Genomic DNA, 16,627 nt, shown 5'->3' on the forward strand with positions numbered 1-16,627 from the left:
TCACCGGTGTGAGGTGAACTCCACGACCTGCTGGAAGGTCGGCCGGTTCTGCCAGCTGATCTTCCCGTGCTTGATGCCGCCCAGCGTGCGCTGGACGATCGCGTCCGCGCACCACTGGTCGCCCGCGGAGCACTGGTCGTCGCCCGGGTAGACCTGGGCGGCGGACTTGCCTGCGGCCTCCTTCAGCGTGCTGACGAGCAGGTCGCGGCAGGCCGCGAGGTTGCCGCCGCCGCAGAACTTCTGCGCCAGCGGGCCCCGCACCGGCTCCCCGAGCACCGCGCGGACGTCCTTGTCGACATAGCTCCACCAGCCGTACTGGAAGGAGCTTCCGGCGTGCGCCCCGGTGGGGCCGTGGCCGGCCGACGGGGCCTCGTCGATCGGCAGGTTGCGGCCGATGGCGGTGTACAGGTCGGTGCCGAGGCCCGGCTCGAACTCGGCCTTCACCAGCAGCGGCCACCAGGCGTCCAGGATCCGGATCGCGTCGGCGTCGGCGTACGTCTTCGACCCGGCCGAGGTCTCGGTGCGCCGGGCGCCCGCGGCGAGCCAGCCTTGCAGCTTCTCGACGGCCGCCTCGGCCGTCGGGTCGGTCACCGGGGCGCTGTTGATGACCTTCAGCAGGTCCGCCGCGACGTCCTCGGCGCGCAGGTCGGTCAGGCCCGCCTCGGCCATTGCGCGCGTCAGGGACGCGCGGGTGACGCCGCCGGCCGCGACCAGCTTCTTCACCCGGTCGTCGAGGAGGTTGCCGCGGTGCACGGACCCCTCACCCCAGGGTGCGGCCGCGTAGTCCTCGGCCTGCTTGTTGTTCCAGGAGATGTAGTAGTCCTGGTCGACGGAGTTGGGGTGCGCGGAGGACGGGGTGTAGGAGGCGGTGTTGGACGCCGGGTCCCAGTCGCGCCACTCGTACGCGGCCCGCGCCCACACCGGGAAGTCGGCGTCGACGCCGCCCGCGCGGACCGGGTTGTCGCCGCTGTTGTAGTACGCGGTGTGCGCGGCGTCGGCGTAGAACCAGTTGAAGGTGTAGTTGATGTGCTGCACCGCGCTCTGGAAGTCCTTCGGCCCCTTGACGTAGTCCGGGTCGTTGAGCATCTGGAAGCCGATGATGGAGTCGGCCTCGTGCAGGTAGGACGAGCGCAGAGTGGTGTAGGCGACCTTCCTGCCGCCCACGGTGGCCCGGTACTGCACGGGGCCGTACTTGGTGCGCCACACCCGCATCGCATAGGAGCCGGCCGCGGTGCCGTCGGCGACGGTCGGCGTCCAGGCGTTCTTCCGCTCGATCTGCTCCATCGGCGTGCAGGTGCCGCGGTAGAGGTAGTGGTGGTCGTCCTGGCACAGCTCGACGGCGTAGGTGTCGATGATGTCCTGGCCGGACGTGGTGGCGCTCCAGGCGTAGTCCTGGCCGCGGCCGAGTTCGACGTACATGCTCAGCCCGGCGAAGGAGGCGCCGCGGGCGCTCAGGCCCGGGCCCTGGATCTCCTGGAGCATCAGCAGCTGGGGCGCGAAGTAGCCGGTCTGCGGGCCGAACACGGCCACGGGGTGACCGCTCGCCGTGTGCGCGCCGCTGACGACGAGGGCGTTGGACATGCCGCGCCGGGCCGAGGACACGGCGCTGCTCGCGGCCGTCCTGGACGTCGTGCGCGCGCCGGCCGTGGCCGCGCTGCCGGTGCGGTCGAAGACGAGCGGTTCCTCGGTGACCGAACCGGCGTCCGGCAGGGCCTCACCCTGCGGGTCGTCGGGCCGGGTGGCGTAGGGGAAGCGCTCGCCGTCGTGGAGGGTGAGGACGGCCTCGGGGTCGTTGCGCTCACGGAAGGACTCCCACACCCGGGTGCCCTCCGTCACGCCGTACTTCTGCTGGGCGGCGAGCAGGGAGAGCGCGTTGTTCACCTCACCGCCGCCGCCGGAACCGAACAGCGCGCCGATCACGGAGGCCAGCGCGACCATGTCGGTGACCTTGAAGTGCTCGATGGTGCCGGCGTTGGTGACGGAGTCCTTGTGGCCGGTCAGGACGTACTCGCCGGGGAAGTAGCGGCCGCTGTCGGAGGCGTCGATGTAGGCGTTGACGCCGTCGAGGTAGGCGCCCACGTCGGCCAGCGCCTGCTGCCCGCGGGCGCCGGCGGTGGCGACGGCCCGGTCGATCTGGGACTGCAGTTCGGCCTCGGTGTAGGGAGCGTTGCGCCAGAACTGTTGTTCCAGGCCCTGGTTGGAGGGCGCGCCGCCCGCGAAGGAGGTCAGCTGACCGCGTCCGACGTGCCGGAAGACGTCCATCAGCCACAGCCGGTCCTGGGCCGCGGCATAGCCCGCGCCGAACTCGGTGCCGTAGCGGGTGGTGCCGGTGATGTGCGGCACGCCCGTCTTCTTGTCGCGGACGATCGTGACGTCGCCGCGGCCCGCGGGTTTGAGCGTGGACGCGACCTGGTCGGCGGCCACGCCGAAGGAGGCGTCGTTGAAGAAGGTGTTGATCTTGTTGGTGGTCAGCGACGGGTAGCCGCCGGCCAGGTTCGCGTAGGGGCCGAGCTGGTCCTCGGCGTGGCCCGGCTGGGTGCCGAAGGCCTGGTTGAGCAGGATCTGGGCGAGGGTGGCGTTGCCGTTCTCACCGGGCGGCAGGATGTCCGAACACTGCCCCGTGCAGTGGTCGTTGGCGGCGGTAGCCTCGGTGGCTGCCGCCACGGTTTGGGAAAAGGGTGACAAAAGCCCGGCAACGAGGACGCATACCGAGGCGGTCTTCAGGAACCCGGGGAATCTGCGGGGAGTTCTCAGTCTGTTCAGCGTGCTTCGTGCGGTGCGCCAAGACATGGGCGGCTCCTACCGACGTGGGGGGCTGGCCGGATGTTACCGGCGGTATCCCCGCGTTTGAAGATGAACATGCGTCAAGTTTGGAGGTCAACTCCTGCTGGTGCGGGGGAAGTCGGGCGTCAAGCGGGGGGCGCTTATGGACGGCATCGGAAAACGGATGGAGCCGAATCGCGTGTCGATACGTCTATTCGGCGACGTCCGCACGACGACGCCGACGTGACCGAAGTACAGGTGCAGGTGTGACGGAGGTGCAAGGCGATGGCCGGTTTCCGGAGTCTGGCGAGACAGGTACGTGATCCGCGGAGCGATCTGGCGCTACGCCGCTACTCGTTGCGCAAGTGCCTCGAACGGTTCGCGCCCTACGGGCACAGGGCGACCTGGGACCACTTGTGCACCCGGTGGGGGTTCGGACCCGAGGACAGGTCGGCCGACCCGGCGCGGCTCGTGGCCGCGCTGGGCGAGCTGGAGGAGGCGCGGTCGGTGTGGCTCGCCTATGAGGTGGAGTTCGCCGAGCGGCGCAGGAAGGAGAAGCACGACGGGCTGCGCAGGCCGGGCAGCGTGGACGACTGGCACCGGATGACCTGGGGCGGATTCGGGGTCGCCTGGTGCGACGACCCACGGGTGCATCCGCGCGAGCCGCTGGCGGAGGTGCTGCGCCGGATCATCGCGGCGCTGGAGCGCGAGCCGGGCGCGACCTGCCCGGTGTGCGACGGCTCCCGCCTGGTGTGGCGCCACGGCCTGGACCACGAGCCCTCCGCGGGGCCGGTTTGTGTTCACTGCGGGATCCTGGTGCCGCGGCCGGTGCTCAGTCCGGAGGCGTTGGCGTACGCCCGGAGCGGGAGGGTGCTGGTGTCGGCGTGACCTGGCGTGAATGCCTGCGGCGGCGTGACTCCGCGTGAATGCCTGCGGCGGCCGGTGCGGGTGCGTCGTGGTTGCTCGCCCCGTTCCCCGCACCCCTTGGGTGCCTGCGGCGGCCCGTCGCTGTCCGGCGGCCGGTCGCTGTGGCGCCTGCGGTGCGTTGCGAGTCGGGGCCGGGGCGGACACCCCCCCCGGCCCCTTCCCGCCGTACGCGGGTGCGCCGACGCCGTGGCGCGCAGGACGTTAGCAGCCGGTAATTCGTTCGATCCAGCGGTTTGGCTCGTGGAGAGTCGGAGGTGATGAACACCGCTGATCGAGCAGGGAGTTACCGATGTCGACCCTCCGCGTCACCGCCGAAGTGCTGACCGTGCACGAGCATCCCGACGCCGACGCGCTGGAGCTGGCCCAGGTGGGCCTGTACCGCGCGGTGGTCGCCAAGGGCGGGTATCGCACGGGTGAGGCCGCCGTCTACATCCCCGAGCAGGCCGTGCTGCCCGCGGACCTGATCGAGGAGCTGGGGCTGACCGGGCGGCTGGCGGGTGGCGCGGCGAACCGGGTCAAGGCGGTGCGGCTGCGCGGTGAGTTGTCGCAGGGCATCGTGTGCCGGCCGAAGGCGCTGGCCGGTGTCGACCTGGCGCAGGCCGCGCAGGACGGCACCGACTTCGCGGCGCTGCTCGGCATCACCAAGTGGGTGCCGCCGGTGCCACCCACGATGGACGGTGAGGTGGAGTCCGCGCCCGAGCTGCTGCCGTGGGTCGACATCGAGAACATCCAGCGGTACCCGGACGTCTTCGCGCCGGGCGAGCCGGTGGTGCTCACGGAGAAGCTGCACGGGTCCGCGTGCCTGGTGACGTACGTGGCCGACGACGACCGCGTGTACGTGTCGTCCAAGGGCTTCGGCGCCAAATCGCTGGCGCTGAAGGAGGACGCGCGCAACCTGTACTGGCGGGCCGTGCGGGCGCACGGCGTCGCCGGGGCGGCGGCCCGGCTCGCGCGGCGGCTGGGCGCGCGCCGGGTCGGGATCTTCGGCGAGGTCTACGGGGCGGGCGTGCAGGACCTGGCGTACGGGGCCGACGGGCGCCGGGACCACGCGCTGGGGTACGCCGTGTTCGACGTGTCCGCGGAGATCGACGGGTCGGTGCGGTGGCTGGACGCGGCCACGCTGCTCGACGGGGAGCTGCCGCTGGTGCCGCGGCTGTACGAGGGGCCGTTCGCCATCGAGCGGGTGCTGGAGTGGGCCAGTGGGCGGGAGACCGTCTCCGGGCGCGGGCTGCATCTGCGGGAGGGCGTGGTCGTGCGGCCCGCCCGCGAGCGGTACAGCCCGGTGACCGGGGGCCTGGCGATCGCCAAGGCGGTGAGCCCGGCGTATCTGACCCGCAAGGGCGGCACCGAGTTCGAATAGGGCCCGGGCGGGAGCCGGAGCGTCAGCGCTTCGGCTCCGCCATGAGCCGGGACCCGGTCAAACGCTCGCCGAACACGTCGTCCGGGTTGGACAGCACGCAGTTCTCCAGGGACAGGCAGCCGCAGCCGATGCAGTCGGTGAGGTGGTCGCGCAGCCGGTTGAGCTGCTTGATGCGCTCGTCCAGTTCCGAGCGCCAGGTCTCCGACAGCCGCGCCCAGTCTTCGCGGGTCGGCGTGCGCTCCTCGGGGAGCTGGGCCAGGGCGTCGCGGATCGTGGCCAGCGGGATGCCGACGCGCTGGGCGGCGCGGATGAAGGCGACCCGGCGCAGGGTGTCGCGGGTGTAGCGGCGCTGGTTGCCCGAGGTGCGGCGACTGCTGATCAGCCCCTTGGCCTCGTAGAAGTGCAGGGCTGAGACGGCGGCGCCGCTGCGGGCGGACAGCTGCCCGACGGTGAGCTCGTGGATCTTCTCCGGAATCTGAGGCACTCCTCGAAGCCTACCGACCGCACCGCGGGGACTGTTCGTCGTTGACAGCGGCCGCTCGCGCGACCATGCTAAGCAGTTGCTTAGACATTGTGGGGTCGATTCCCCGACAGGCGACGCGAGAGGCCGGACCATGGCAGAGCCGAGGATCTTCACGTCCACCGACGAGCTCAAGGCGGCGGTGGGCGAGCAGCTGGGGTACACCGACTGGCTGGAGATCGACCAGAAGCGGATCGATCTGTTCGCTGAGGCCACCGGCGACCACCAGTGGATCCACGTCGACCCGGAGAAGGCCGCCTCCGGCCCGTTCGGGACCACCATCGCGCACGGCTACCTCACCCTGTCGCTGCTGCCCCTCTTCGGCCCCCAGCTGATCGCGGTCGAGGGCGTGAAGATGGGCGTCAACTACGGCACCAACAAGGTCCGCTTCCCCGCCCCCGTCCCGGTCGGCTCCCGGCTGCGCGCCACGGCGGCGATCACGGGCGTGGAGGACGTGCCGGGCGGGGTGCAGGTGAGCGTCGCCTTCACCGTGGAGCGCGAGGGCGGCGACAAGCCGGTGTGCGTCGCGGAGTCGGTGGCCCGGTACTACGTCTAGAGCCCGCGCGGCGTGGCCTACTTGGCCCCCACCATCCGGAGCACGAGGTCGGCGTAGAGCGCGCCGACCTCCTCCGGCGTGCGGGGGCCGTCCACGTTGAACCAGCGCGCGACGTCGATGCACAGCGAGAGCACGGCGAGGGTGGTGCCGTGCACGTCCAGCACGTCGAACTCGCCGCTCGCCACGCCCTCCTCGATGATGCCCCGCACCTCGGCGTCGACCTGGCGGCGCAGCGCGAGGATCTCGGCGCGGGCCTCGGGGCCGAGCGCGTCGAGTTCGTACTGCACGACCCGGGCGGTGGTGCGCCGGCCCGCGTGCCAGCGGACGAAGGAGCTGACGCCCTCGGCGAGCCGCTCGGTCGCACTGCCCTCGCCGCGGGCCGCCGTGCGCAGAATGCTCAGCGCGCGGTCGTGGCCGATGCGGCTGATGCGGTGGAGGAGCTCCTCCTTGGTCTTGTAGTGGATGTAGAGCGCTGCCGGGCTCATGCCGGCGCGGCCCGCGATGTCGCGGGTGGTCGTCGCGTGGTAGCCCCGCTCGGCGAAGGCCTCCACGGCGGCGACCAGCAGCCGCCGGGCCGCTTCAGGGGTGACCTCGTCCCACGGCTCACTCTCGCCGCCGGCCGTCTCCTCCGCCGTACTCATCTGCTGCTCGCCCCTTCCGGTGACAGGGACACCACCATACCGCCGAAGCTGAGCGGCCGCTTAGAGCAGGCGGCGGGTCGGGGCCGGAAGACTCGCGGCCCGGCGCCGGGCTCCGGCGTCACAGCTTTTCGAAGGGGTCGTGGTCGGCGAGCAGCTTCTCCAGCCGGGCCTGGTCGACGCGGCTGACGATCTGCCCGGCCTCCTGCCGGTCCCGGATCACCTTGGCCAGGGTGAAGGCGGAGGTGACAAGGTAGAGGACGGCGATGGCGAGGAAGCCGCGCACCCAGGCGTCGGCGTTCAGCCGGAAGATGCCGACGGCGGTGGCGGCCATGGCCACGGCGAAGGAGGCGACGGCCTGGCCGTGGAAGGCTGCCGTGCTCTGCTGCTTGACCGGTGTGTCACTCATGGGGACAAGCCTCGGCGGACGTGGCGCCCGCCACATCCGCCGGGATACTCAGGACGTACTCAAAGCCGCTCAGAACGCCGACACGCCGGTCAGCGCCCGCCCGATCACCAGCTTCTGGATCTGGCTGGTGCCCTCGTAGAGGGTCATCACGCGGGCGTCGCGCAGCAGCTTGCCCGCCGGGTACTCGTCGATGTAGCCGTAGCCGCCGAAGACCTGCAGGGCATTGTTGGCGGCGCGCACCGCGGCCTCGGAGGCGAACAGTTTGGCCTTGGAGGACTCCACGGCGAACGGCTGCCCGCGGTCGATGAGGTCGGCGACGCGCCAGGTCAGCAGCCGGGCCGCGTCGACGTCGACGGCGATGTCGCTGATCAGCTCCTGCACCAGCTGATGGTGGGCGATGGTCTTGCCGAACTGCTCGCGCTCACCGGCGTAGCGCACGGCGACGTCCAGCGCGGCCTGGGCGATGCCGACGCAGCCGGCCGCCACCGACATCCGGCCCTTGGCGAGGGCGGACATGGCGACCTTGAAGCCCTGCCCCTCCTCGCCCAGCATCGCCGACGCCGGGACGCGCACGTCCTCGAGGACCAGCTCGGCGGTGGCCTGGCCGCGCAGGCCGAGTTTGCCGTGGATGGTGCGGCGGGTCAGGCCGGGCGTGTCGGTGGGGACGAGGAAGGCGGTCACGCCCTTGTGGCCGGGGGCGTCGGTGGAGCGCGCGAAGAGCAGCACGACGTCGGCCCAGGTGCCGTTGGTGATGAACATCTTGGTGCCGTTGAGGACGTAGTCGCCGCCGTCGCGCACCGCCCGGGTGGCGAGGTTGCCCGCGTCGGAGCCGGTGCCGGGCTCGGTGAGGCCGAAGCAGCCGACGAGTTCGCCGGCGGTGAGCCCGGGCAGCCACCGCCGCTTGTGCTCCTCGCTCCCCCAGGCCGCGATCGTCTTGGCGACCAGGCCGAGGGAGACGGAGACGATCCCGCGCACGGAGGAGTCACCGCGGCCCAGCTCCTCGGTGACCAGGCAGTACGCCAGGTGGTCGCCGCCTGACCCGCCGTACTCCTCGTCGATCGTCAGGCCCAGGAAGCCGAGCTCGCCGAGCTTCTTCACGATGGCCCGGTCGACCTCCTCGGCTCGGTCCCACGCGACGACGTTGGGGGCGATCTCCCGCTCCACGAAGTCCCGCGCCAGCCGGCGGACTGCCACCTGCTCCTCGCTCAGCTCCAGGTTCACCACGCGATCACCCCACAGACAAAGGACCTTGAAAGCTGCACATTTAAATTAGCACTGCTAGTTTCGATGTGCAGCCCTACTATGTGCGCCATGGCCCGACCGCGCAAGCCCCTGCTGAGCACCGACCGCATCGTCGACACGGCGCGGGAACTCGTCGACACCGAGGGGCTCGCGGCGGTCTCCACCCGCCGTCTCGCCGCCGAGCTGGGAGTGAGCGGGCCGTCGCTGTACAACCACTTCCGCACCAAGGACGAGATCCTGGAGGCGGTCGCGGACTCGGTGAGCGCCCAGGTCGACCTGTCGATGTTCGAGGACGGCAGGGACTGGCGGACCGCGCTGCACGACTGGGCCGTCTCCTACCGGGCCGCCCTGCGCGACCACCCGAACATCGTCCCGGTCCTGGCCCGCGGCCCCGGCCGCCGCCCGGCGGGCCTGCGGCTGGCCGACGCGGTCTACGGCGCGATGGTGGACGCGGGCTGGCCACCGGCCCAGGCGACCAGCATCGGCGCGCTGATGCGGTACTTCATCATGGGCTCCGCGCTCGGCTCGTTCGCGGCCGGCTTCGTCGAGGACCCGAGCGCCTACGACCCCGCCGACTACCCGCACCTCGGCCAGGCTCATCTGCTCGCCGAGCAGCAGGAGAAGATCGACGAGCGGGCCTTCGAGACCGGTCTGACGGCACTGCTGGACGGACTGGCCCAGCAGTACGCGCTGCTGTAACGACACTTCGGTGAGCGCCGAAGCATCGGTGCCGCATGCTGGAGCGCATGACCACCAGGGATCCCCAAGCCCCGGGCCTGGCCCGGCTGGCCGCGCTGATCGCGGACGAGACCCGGGCCGCCTGCCTGCTCGCGCTGCTCGACGGACGGGCGTGGACCGCGGGTGAGCTGGCCCGGCACGCCGGGGTCGCGGCGTCCACGCTCAGCGAGCACCTCGGCAAGCTCGTCGCGGGCGGCCTGCTCGCCGAGGAACGCCAGGGCCGCCACCGGTACGTACGGCTCGCCGACGCCCGGGTCGCGCAGCTCGTGGAGGACCTGGCCGGGCAGGTCGCGCAGGATGCCGTCGTACGGCCGCGGTCGCTGCGCGCGGTGAGCGCCGGGTCGGCCATGGCCCGCGGGCGCACCTGCTACGACCATCTCGCCGGCCGGCTCGGCATCGCGGTCACGGACGCCCTCACCGCGCGCGGACTGCTGCGGCAGGACACGGGGTTCGCGCTCACGGACGCGGGGGTGACCTGGTTCGGATGCGCCGGCATCGGCCTGAAGCGCTCGGCGCGCCGTCCGCTCGCCCGGGCCTGCCTCGACTGGACCGAGCGCCGGCCGCACCTGGCCGGAATCGCGGGCGCCGCCCTGTGCCGGCACGCCCTGGACGCCGGCTGGTGCGTACGGATCGGCTCCGAGCGGGCGGTGAAGGTGACGGCGAGCGGCGAACGCGCCCTGTCGGAACTCCTGGGCATCGAGCCCGCCGCGCTGCACTGACCGTCCCTCCTGCACGGCACCCACCGTCAGGCCCGAAAACCGCGAGACCCCTGACTTCGGTCCCCCTAGCCTCGGGAGCATGATGAGCACCTCCCCGTCCCGCCGCACCGAACTGCTCGCCACGGCCGCGGCCACGGTGACCGTGGTCCTGTGGGCCTCCGCCTTCGTCTCCATCCGCAGCGCGGGCGCCGCCTACTCCCCCGGCGCGCTGGCCCTCGGGCGCCTGCTGTCGGGCGCGCTGGCGCTCGGCCTGATCTGCCTGATACGGCGCGAGGGGTGGCCACCGCGGGCCGCCTGGCGCGGGATCGCGATGTCCGGGGTGCTGTGGTTCGGCTTGTACATGGTCGTGCTGAACTGGGGCGAGCAGCAGGTGGACGCCGGTACGGCCGCCCTGGTGGTGAACATCGGGCCGATCCTGATCGCGCTGCTCGGCTCCCGGCTGCTCGGCGACCCGATGCCGCCGCGGCTGCTGGCGGGGATGGCGGTGTCCTTCGCGGGCGCGGTGACCGTGGGTCTGTCGATGTCCGGTGAGGGCGGCTCCTCGGTGCTCGTAGTGGCGTTGTGCCTGCTGGCCGCCATCGCCTACGCGGGCGGTGTCGTCGCGCAGAAGCCGGCGCTGGGGAAGGCGACCCCGCTGCAGGCGACCACGTTCGGTTGTCTGATCGGTGCGGTGGTGTGCCTGCCGTTCGCCGGGCAGCTGGTGCACGAGGCGGCCGGCGCCCCGGTGTCGGCCACGCTGAACATGGTCTACCTGGGCGTGTTCCCGACCGCGCTGGCCTTCACGACGTGGGCGTACGCGCTGGCCCGGACCACGGCGAGCCGGATGGGCGCGACGACGTACGCGGTGCCCGCGCTGGTGGTGCTGATGTCGTGGCTGGCGCTCGGTGAGGTGCCGGGGCTGTTCACGCTGGTGGGCGGGGTGCTGTGCCTGGCCGGGGTGGCGGTCTCCCGCTCCCGGTCGCGGGCCGCCCGGGTCGTGACGGCAGGTTCGTCACGACCCGAGAAGGCCCGCGAGTCAGCGTGAACGCGCGCGTGAGGCGAGCACCTTGATGGACAGCAGGGCGATGACCGACAGGCCGATGATGTAGCCGGCGACGGACATCGAAGTGCCGGTCGCCTCCAGCAGCAGCACCATCACGAAGGGCGCCAGACCACCGCCGGCCACCGCGGCGATCTGGTAGCCGAGGGAGGCACCGGTGTAGCGCATCTCCGGCGTGAACAGTTCGGCGAAGAGGGCGGCCTGCGGGCCGTACATGATGCTGAGGAAGCAGCTGGCGACGAAGGTGCCGACGGCGAGCCACAGCAGCGAGCCGGTGTCGATCAGCAGGAACAGCGGTACGGCCCACAGGGCGATGCCGGCCGCGCCGAAGGCGTAGATCCGGATGCGACCGACCCGGTCGGACAGCGCGGCGGAGGCGGGGATCAGCACCAGCTGGGTGAGGCTGACGCACAGGGAGACGGTGAGCACGGCGCCGCGGTTCATGTGCAGTTCGCGGGTCGTGTAGTCGAGGACGCCGGTGATGAGGATGTAGAAGGTCGCGGTGTTCACCGCGAAGGAGCCGCCGGCCAGCAGGACCGTGCCGAGGTGGTGGCGCAGGATCGCGCGCAGCGGTGAGGCGGTCTCGGTCTTCTCCCGTTGGGCGAGCGCCTGTTCGGCTTGCCGGAACTCGGGAGTCTCCTCGACGCGGGTGTGGATGTACCAGGCGAGGACCAGCACGAGCAGGCCCGCCAGGAACGGGATGCGCCAGGCCCAGGACGCGAAGGCGGCGTCGGAGGTGAAGGCGCCGGCCAGCAGGAAGACGGTGTTGGCGGTGACCACGCCGATGGGGACGCCGAGTTGGACGACGCTGCCGTAGATGCCCCGCTTGCCCTCGGGGGCGTACTCGGTGGCCAGCAGCATGGCTCCGCCCCACTGCGCGCCCACGGCCACGCCCTGCACGACGCGCAGGACGACCAGCAGGACGGGGGCGGCGACACCGATCGTGTCGTACGTCGGGAGCAGGCCGATGCCGGTCGTGGCCAGGCCCATGAGGGTGAGCGCGAGGACCAGCATGGGCTTGCGGCCCCGCTTGTCGCCCAGGTGTCCGGCGACGATGCCGCCGAGGGGGCGGGCGAGGAAGCCGACGGCGAAGGTGGCGAAGGAGGCGAGGACCCCGGCGGAGGGGCTGCCGGCGGGGAAGTAGAGGTCGCCGAGGACGAGCGCGGCGGCGATGCCGAAGACGAAGTAGTCGTACCACTCCACCGCCGAGGCGAGGGCCGCGGCGGTGGCGACGCGGCGGCGGTTGCCGGTGGCGGGTGCGGTGGTGGGGAGCGGCTGAGCGGGGGGTGCCGTGTCCATGCGTGCACACTCCGGTGGGTGCGGGGGACGGAACGGGGGGCGGCTCGAATTCCCGGGACCGTACTGACCGGACGGTATGGTCGTCAACGGGTCGCGCACCCCGACTTTTACCTGTACGTGGCACTCGTTCCGGCAGCGCGCACGCCGGTGTCCCCGGCCGCCGCTGACGGCCGGGGACGGGGGTGCGCGCCGGGTCAGAACACGACCAGGGCGCGGCCTCCCTTACCCGCGAGCATGTTCTCGAAGGCCGCCGGGATGCCGTCCAGCGCGATGCGTTCGGTCACCAGCGCCGACAGGTCCAGGCGGCCGGCCCGCACGTGTTCGGCGAGCACCGGCAGGTCGGCGGCCGGGTCGCAGTTGCCGTAGACGCAGCCGGACAGCGTGCGGCCCCAGTGGAAGATCTCCAGGGCGTTGAAGGTGACCTGCTGGTCCTTGCCGCCGATGCCGACGACCGTGGTGCGGCCGCCGCGCCGGGTGGAGTCCCAGGCGGCCCGGATCGACACGGCGCGGCCCACGCACTCCACGGCCACGTCGACGCCCTCTTTGCCGGTCAGGGCGCGAATCTCACGGGCGGTGTCCTCGGAGGCGACGACGTAGTGCGTGGCGCCCGCGGCGCGGGCCAGCTCCTCCTTCTCGGGCGAGACGTCGACCGCGACGATCGTCGACGCCCCGGCGATCCGGGCGGACTGGAGGGTGGCCAGCCCCACTCCCCCGACGCCGAACACGGCGACGCTCTCGCCCGGCCGCACCTGCGCGGAGTGGTGGACGGCGCCGTAGCCGGTGAGGACCGCGCAGCCGAGCAGGGCCGCGTCAGTGAGCGGGACGCCGGCCGGCAGCGGCAGCACGCAGGAGGCGGCGACGACGGTCTCCTCGGCGAAGGCGGCGACGTTGAGCCCGGGGTGCAGCTCGGTGCCGTCGGCGGTGCGGGCGTGGACGTCCGCGGCGCCGTTGAGGGCGTTGGCGCACAGCCACACCTCACCGCGCGCACACGCGGGACAGCTTCCGCAGGCCGGTGCCCAGTTGAGGACGACTCCGTCACCGGGCGACACATGCGTGACGCCCTCGCCGACGGCGACGACCGTGCCGGCGCCCTCGTGGCCGAGCACGGCGGGCACCGGCACGCGCATGGTGCCGTTGGACAGTGACAGGTCGGAGTGGCAGACACCGGCGGCGGCGAGACGGACCCGGACCTGACCGGGGCCGGGATCGGGCAGCTGGATGTCCGTGATCTCCAGCGGGGCGCCCACGGCGGGCAGGACGGCAGCGCGAACCACGTGAACTCTCCTAGAACTGCAGGGACTTGGTCTGGAGGTACTCGGTGAGGCCGTGGGCACCCAGCTCGCGGCCGACGCCGGACTGCTTGTAGCCACCGAAGGGGGCGAGGGGATTGAAGCGGCCGCCGTTGATGTCGACCTGGCCGGTGTCCATGCGGCGGGCGAAGGCCACCGCCTCCGCCTCGTCGCCCGCCCACACCGCGCCGGCCAGGCCGTAGACCGTGCCGTTGGCGATGCGCAGGGCGTCGTCCTCGTCGTCGTAGCGCAGGATCGACAGGACCGGGCCGAAGATCTCCTCCTGCGCGATCGTCATGTCGGGGGTGACGTCGGCGAAGACGGTCGGGCTGACGAAGTAGCCGCGCTCGCGCGGCGATTCGGGACAGCCGGCGACGAGCCGGGCGCCCTCGGCGATGCCCTTCTCGATGTAGCCGAGCACCCGCTCCTGCTGCTTGGCGTTGACGAGCGGCCCGATGCGGTCGCCGTACTTCACGGCGGCGGCCGCGGCGAGCGCGACGGCCTCGTCGTACTGGTCGCGGTGGACCAGCATGCGCGTCCAGGCGCTGCACGTCTGCCCGGAGTTGGACATCACGTTGGCCACCCCGACGTTGACGGCCTTGGCGAGGTCGGCGGAGGGCAGGACGACGTTGGCGGACTTGCCGCCCAGCTCCAGGGCGACCTTCTTGATCGCGGCACCGGCCAGCGCGCCGATACGGCGGCCGACGGCGGTGGAGCCGGTGAAGGAGACCATGTCGACGCCGGGGTGCTCGGCGAGGGCCTGGCCGGCGACCGGGCCGAGGCCGGTGACCAGGTTGAACACACCGGCCGGGAGTCCCGCCTCGTGCACCGCCTCGGCGAACAGCCTGGCGGTCAGCGGGGTGTCCTCGGCGGGCTTGAGGACGACCGTGCAGCCGGCGGCGAGGGCCGGGGCGACCTTGGCGACGATCTGGTGCAGCGGGTAGTTCCACGGTGTGATCGCGCCGACGACGCCGATCGGCTCGTGGTACACGGTGGAGGTGCCGGCCTTCTCCTCGAAGGGGTACGTCGCGGCCAGCTCCGCGTAGGAACCGGCGACGGCGATCGGCACGGCCGCGTGCACGTTCTGCGAGAAGGGCAGCGGGGAGCCGAGTTCGGCGGTGACCGTCTCGGCGATCTCGTCCTTGCGCGCGGCGAGCGCGTCCCGCAGGGCGGCCAGGCGTGCGGCGCGCTCGGCGGGCGGGGTGGCGGCCCAGGCCGGCAGGGCGGCGCGGGCCGCTCGTACGGCGTTGTCCACGTCCGCGGCGTCGCCGGCCGGGACCTGTGCGATGACCTGCTCGTCGGCCGGATTCACCACCTGGATCACGCCGTCGCCGGCGGCGGGGCGCCAGGCGCCGTCGAGGTACATGCCGTCGTGTGCCTTCATCGTGTTCCTCCGCGCGGGTCTCGTCGTCCGACACACAAACTAGCGGCGATAGTTTTACTGCGCCAGACGCCGCCTCATGACATCACGCCGTGGGGGTTGGCGTGAGTGCCTGCGGCGGCCCGTGCGGGTTTCGCTGTGGCTGGTCGCGCCGTTCCCCGCGCCCCTTTGTGCCTGCGGCGGCCCGTTGCGGTGCGTCGTGGCGTGCGTCGCGCCTACTGGCGGGTTGTGAGTCGGGGCCGGGGCGGGGGTGCGGGCTGCCTGAGCTCGTCGTACTGGACGGTTCCCTACTCGTCGAGGTCCGGGAGGTGGGAGGGGGACGGGCAGATGCGTTCGCCGTGCTGGTCGAAGACGAAGAGGTGGGCCAGGTCGACCAGGAGCGGGACCTGCATGCCGTGGCGCAGCCGCAGGTCGGGCGTGGTGCGGACGACCAGGTCGCCGGGGACGCGGGCGGTCGGCGCCGGGTCGGTCTCGGGCTCGGCCGGGTGGTCCAGGACCACGACCGGCCCGGCCCGCAGCGCCCCCGCCCGCTCGCGCAGCCGCTCCAGGACGGACCCCTCACGCCGGCGCCGCCGCGCCGGACGCGACGCCGGGCGCGGGGCCTCCAGTTCAGGTACGACGGCGGGGCGGGAGCCGGTGTTGAAGTGGACCAGGCTCTCGTGGCCCTGGAACTCGACGTGCTCCACGAGCCCGGTGAGCGGCACCTCCCCGGGCCGGGCTGTGCTGTGCTTGGCGATGCGCACGGCCTCCGAACGCAGGCCCACGATGACCTCGCGGCCCTGCTGGACACGGAGCAACTGGTGGTCCAGGGACAGCGGTTCTGGCAGCCGCAGGAACTGCTTGCCCAGGCTGATCGTCATCGCGCCGTCGAGGGGGGCGCGCACCAGACCGCGCAGCAGATTGATGCGCGGGGTGCCGATGAACGCGGCGACGAAGATGTTGCGCGGCAGGGCGTACACGTCGCGCGGGCTGCCGACCTGCTGGAGCACACCGCCGCGCAGGACGGCGACCCGGTCGCCGAGGGACATGGCCTCGCCCTGGTCGTGGGTGACGTACACCGTGGTGACGCCCAGTTCACGGGTGAGCGTGGAGATCTCGGCGCGCAGGTGGTTGCGGAGCTTGGCGTCGAGGTTGGACAGCGGTTCGTCCATGAGGAACGCCGACGGGTGGCGGGCGATGGCCCGGCCCATCGCGACGCGCTGGCGTTCGCCGCCGGAGAGCTGGGCGGGGAAGCGGTCGAGGAGTTCCTCGATGCCGAGCATCCGGGCGGTGGCGTCCACCCGGGAGCTCGGGTCGGCGCCGGGGGACTCGATGCGCAGCGGGAAGCCGATGTTGTCACGGCTGGTCATGCTCGGGTACAGGGCGAAGTTCTGGAACACCATCGCGATGTCCCGGGCGGACGGCGGCAGGTCGTTGGCCCACTCCCCGTCGAGCAGCAGCGTGCCGTCGGTGATCTCCTCCAGGCCGGCGATCATGCGCAGCACGGTGGACTTGCCGCATCCGGAGGGGCCGAGCAGGACGAGGAACTCGCCGGGCGCGATGTCCAGCGTGAGCCGGTCCACCACGCGGGCGCCTTTGGCGTAGACCTTGCTGATGTCGTGCAGGGAGATGGCGCGTGTCATGAGTGTCGTCCCTGAGGCCAGACGGGGGCGCAGGTGCTCCGTGGTCGGACGCCCCGTCCGGGATGCACGGGGCGTGTGAGTCACGGAAGTTAACGGAACGCACTCGGCCGAGGGAAGACACCGGG

General features: G+C 72.1%; 15 protein-coding genes. 6 read left to right on the top strand and 9 right to left on the bottom strand.

Annotated elements, in window-relative coordinates:
- Positions 1-2,790, bottom strand: coding sequence for a penicillin acylase family protein (locus AB0J12_RS26180; protein ID WP_363266850.1), 2,790 nt, complete (start codon positions 2,788-2,790; stop codon positions 1-3).
- A gap of 258 nt (positions 2,791-3,048) precedes the next feature.
- Here AB0J12_RS26180 and AB0J12_RS26185 point away from each other — a divergent pair, with 258 nt between their 5' ends.
- Positions 3,049-3,651, top strand: coding sequence for a hypothetical protein (locus tag AB0J12_RS26185; protein WP_363266851.1), 603 nt, complete (start codon positions 3,049-3,051; stop codon positions 3,649-3,651).
- A 328-nt stretch (positions 3,652-3,979) separates the two neighbouring features.
- Positions 3,980-5,050 (top strand): RNA ligase (ATP), encoded by a 1,071-nt coding sequence (locus AB0J12_RS26190; RefSeq protein WP_363266853.1) that lies wholly within the window; start codon positions 3,980-3,982, stop codon positions 5,048-5,050.
- Positions 5,051-5,072: 22 nt separating this feature from the next.
- Here the strand turns inward: AB0J12_RS26190 and soxR are convergent, their stop codons facing one another.
- Entirely contained in the window at positions 5,073-5,534 is a 462-nt protein-coding gene (gene soxR / locus AB0J12_RS26195; RefSeq protein WP_363266854.1) for a redox-sensitive transcriptional activator SoxR, read from the bottom strand.
- 130 nt (positions 5,535-5,664) lie between these two features.
- Here soxR and AB0J12_RS26200 point away from each other — a divergent pair, with 130 nt between their 5' ends.
- Complete coding sequence (locus AB0J12_RS26200) at positions 5,665-6,126, top strand: MaoC family dehydratase (RefSeq protein WP_363266855.1); 462 nt, start codon at positions 5,665-5,667, stop codon at positions 6,124-6,126.
- Between the two features lie 17 nt (positions 6,127-6,143).
- Here the strand turns inward: AB0J12_RS26200 and AB0J12_RS26205 are convergent, their stop codons facing one another.
- The 3 genes from AB0J12_RS26205 to AB0J12_RS26215 form a co-directional block, all read right to left on the bottom strand.
- Positions 6,144-6,767: a TetR/AcrR family transcriptional regulator gene (locus AB0J12_RS26205; protein WP_363266856.1), complete on the bottom strand. Its 624-nt coding sequence runs from the start codon at positions 6,765-6,767 to the stop codon at positions 6,144-6,146.
- Positions 6,768-6,885: 118 nt separating this feature from the next.
- Positions 6,886-7,173 carry a YiaA/YiaB family inner membrane protein gene (locus tag AB0J12_RS26210; protein ID WP_363266857.1) on the bottom strand — a complete coding sequence of 96 codons (288 nt, stop codon included), beginning with the start codon at positions 7,171-7,173 and terminating at the stop codon, positions 6,886-6,888.
- Positions 7,174-7,242: 69 nt separating this feature from the next.
- Entirely contained in the window at positions 7,243-8,394 is a 1,152-nt protein-coding gene (locus tag AB0J12_RS26215; RefSeq protein ID WP_363266951.1) for an acyl-CoA dehydrogenase family protein, read from the bottom strand.
- Between the two features lie 90 nt (positions 8,395-8,484).
- Here AB0J12_RS26215 and AB0J12_RS26220 point away from each other — a divergent pair, with 90 nt between their 5' ends.
- The 3 genes from AB0J12_RS26220 to AB0J12_RS26230 all read left to right on the top strand — a co-directional run bounded on the left by AB0J12_RS26220 (position 8,485) and on the right by AB0J12_RS26230 (position 10,896).
- Entirely contained in the window at positions 8,485-9,114 is a 630-nt protein-coding gene (locus tag AB0J12_RS26220) for a TetR/AcrR family transcriptional regulator (protein ID WP_363266858.1), read from the top strand.
- A gap of 47 nt (positions 9,115-9,161) precedes the next feature.
- Positions 9,162-9,872 (top strand): winged helix-turn-helix domain-containing protein, encoded by a 711-nt coding sequence (locus tag AB0J12_RS26225; RefSeq protein WP_363266859.1) that lies wholly within the window; start codon positions 9,162-9,164, stop codon positions 9,870-9,872.
- 79 nt (positions 9,873-9,951) lie between these two features.
- Positions 9,952-10,896 (top strand): DMT family transporter, encoded by a 945-nt coding sequence (locus tag AB0J12_RS26230; protein ID WP_363266860.1) that lies wholly within the window; start codon positions 9,952-9,954, stop codon positions 10,894-10,896.
- Here AB0J12_RS26230 and AB0J12_RS26235 read toward each other — a convergent pair.
- The 4 genes from AB0J12_RS26235 to AB0J12_RS26250 all read right to left on the bottom strand — a co-directional run bounded on the left by AB0J12_RS26235 (position 10,888) and on the right by AB0J12_RS26250 (position 16,502).
- On the bottom strand, positions 10,888-12,210 hold the full coding sequence (locus AB0J12_RS26235; protein WP_363266861.1) for an MFS transporter: 1,323 nt from the start codon (positions 12,208-12,210) through the stop codon (positions 10,888-10,890). The genes AB0J12_RS26230 and AB0J12_RS26235 overlap by 9 nt on opposite strands.
- A gap of 194 nt (positions 12,211-12,404) precedes the next feature.
- Positions 12,405-13,484 carry a Zn-dependent alcohol dehydrogenase gene (locus AB0J12_RS26240; RefSeq protein WP_363266862.1) on the bottom strand — a complete coding sequence of 360 codons (1,080 nt, stop codon included), beginning with the start codon at positions 13,482-13,484 and terminating at the stop codon, positions 12,405-12,407.
- Between the two features lie 10 nt (positions 13,485-13,494).
- A complete protein-coding gene (locus AB0J12_RS26245; RefSeq protein WP_363266863.1) occupies positions 13,495-14,883 on the bottom strand; it encodes an aldehyde dehydrogenase family protein in 1,389 nt (462 codons plus the stop codon).
- A 284-nt stretch (positions 14,884-15,167) separates the two neighbouring features.
- Positions 15,168-16,502: an ABC transporter ATP-binding protein gene (locus AB0J12_RS26250; protein ID WP_363266864.1), complete on the bottom strand. Its 1,335-nt coding sequence runs from the start codon at positions 16,500-16,502 to the stop codon at positions 15,168-15,170.
- Positions 16,503-16,627 lie beyond the last annotated feature (125 nt).

This window comes from Streptomyces sp. NPDC049915 (assembly GCF_040656475.1).
In the GTDB taxonomy this organism is placed as follows: domain Bacteria; phylum Actinomycetota; class Actinomycetes; order Streptomycetales; family Streptomycetaceae; genus Streptomyces.

What these genes read in the sequence shown, in the direction of transcription:
- AB0J12_RS26235 (WP_363266861.1), bottom strand. Translation starts at nt 12,210, where the DNA reads ATGGACACGGCACCCCCCGCTCAGCCGCTCCCCACCACCGCACCCGCC.
- AB0J12_RS26180 (WP_363266850.1), bottom strand. Translation starts at nt 2,790, where the DNA reads ATGTCTTGGCGCACCGCACGAAGCACGCTGAACAGACTGAGAACTCCC.
- AB0J12_RS26185 (WP_363266851.1), top strand. Translation starts at nt 3,049, where the DNA reads ATGGCCGGTTTCCGGAGTCTGGCGAGACAGGTACGTGATCCGCGGAGC.
- AB0J12_RS26220 (WP_363266858.1), top strand. Translation starts at nt 8,485, where the DNA reads ATGGCCCGACCGCGCAAGCCCCTGCTGAGCACCGACCGCATCGTCGAC.
- AB0J12_RS26190 (WP_363266853.1), top strand. Translation starts at nt 3,980, where the DNA reads ATGTCGACCCTCCGCGTCACCGCCGAAGTGCTGACCGTGCACGAGCAT.
- AB0J12_RS26210 (WP_363266857.1), bottom strand. Translation starts at nt 7,173, where the DNA reads ATGAGTGACACACCGGTCAAGCAGCAGAGCACGGCAGCCTTCCACGGC.
- AB0J12_RS26205 (WP_363266856.1), bottom strand. Translation starts at nt 6,767, where the DNA reads ATGAGTACGGCGGAGGAGACGGCCGGCGGCGAGAGTGAGCCGTGGGAC.
- AB0J12_RS26200 (WP_363266855.1), top strand. Translation starts at nt 5,665, where the DNA reads ATGGCAGAGCCGAGGATCTTCACGTCCACCGACGAGCTCAAGGCGGCG.
- AB0J12_RS26225 (WP_363266859.1), top strand. Translation starts at nt 9,162, where the DNA reads ATGACCACCAGGGATCCCCAAGCCCCGGGCCTGGCCCGGCTGGCCGCG.
- AB0J12_RS26230 (WP_363266860.1), top strand. Translation starts at nt 9,952, where the DNA reads ATGATGAGCACCTCCCCGTCCCGCCGCACCGAACTGCTCGCCACGGCC.
- AB0J12_RS26250 (WP_363266864.1), bottom strand. Translation starts at nt 16,502, where the DNA reads ATGACACGCGCCATCTCCCTGCACGACATCAGCAAGGTCTACGCCAAA.
- AB0J12_RS26245 (WP_363266863.1), bottom strand. Translation starts at nt 14,883, where the DNA reads ATGAAGGCACACGACGGCATGTACCTCGACGGCGCCTGGCGCCCCGCC.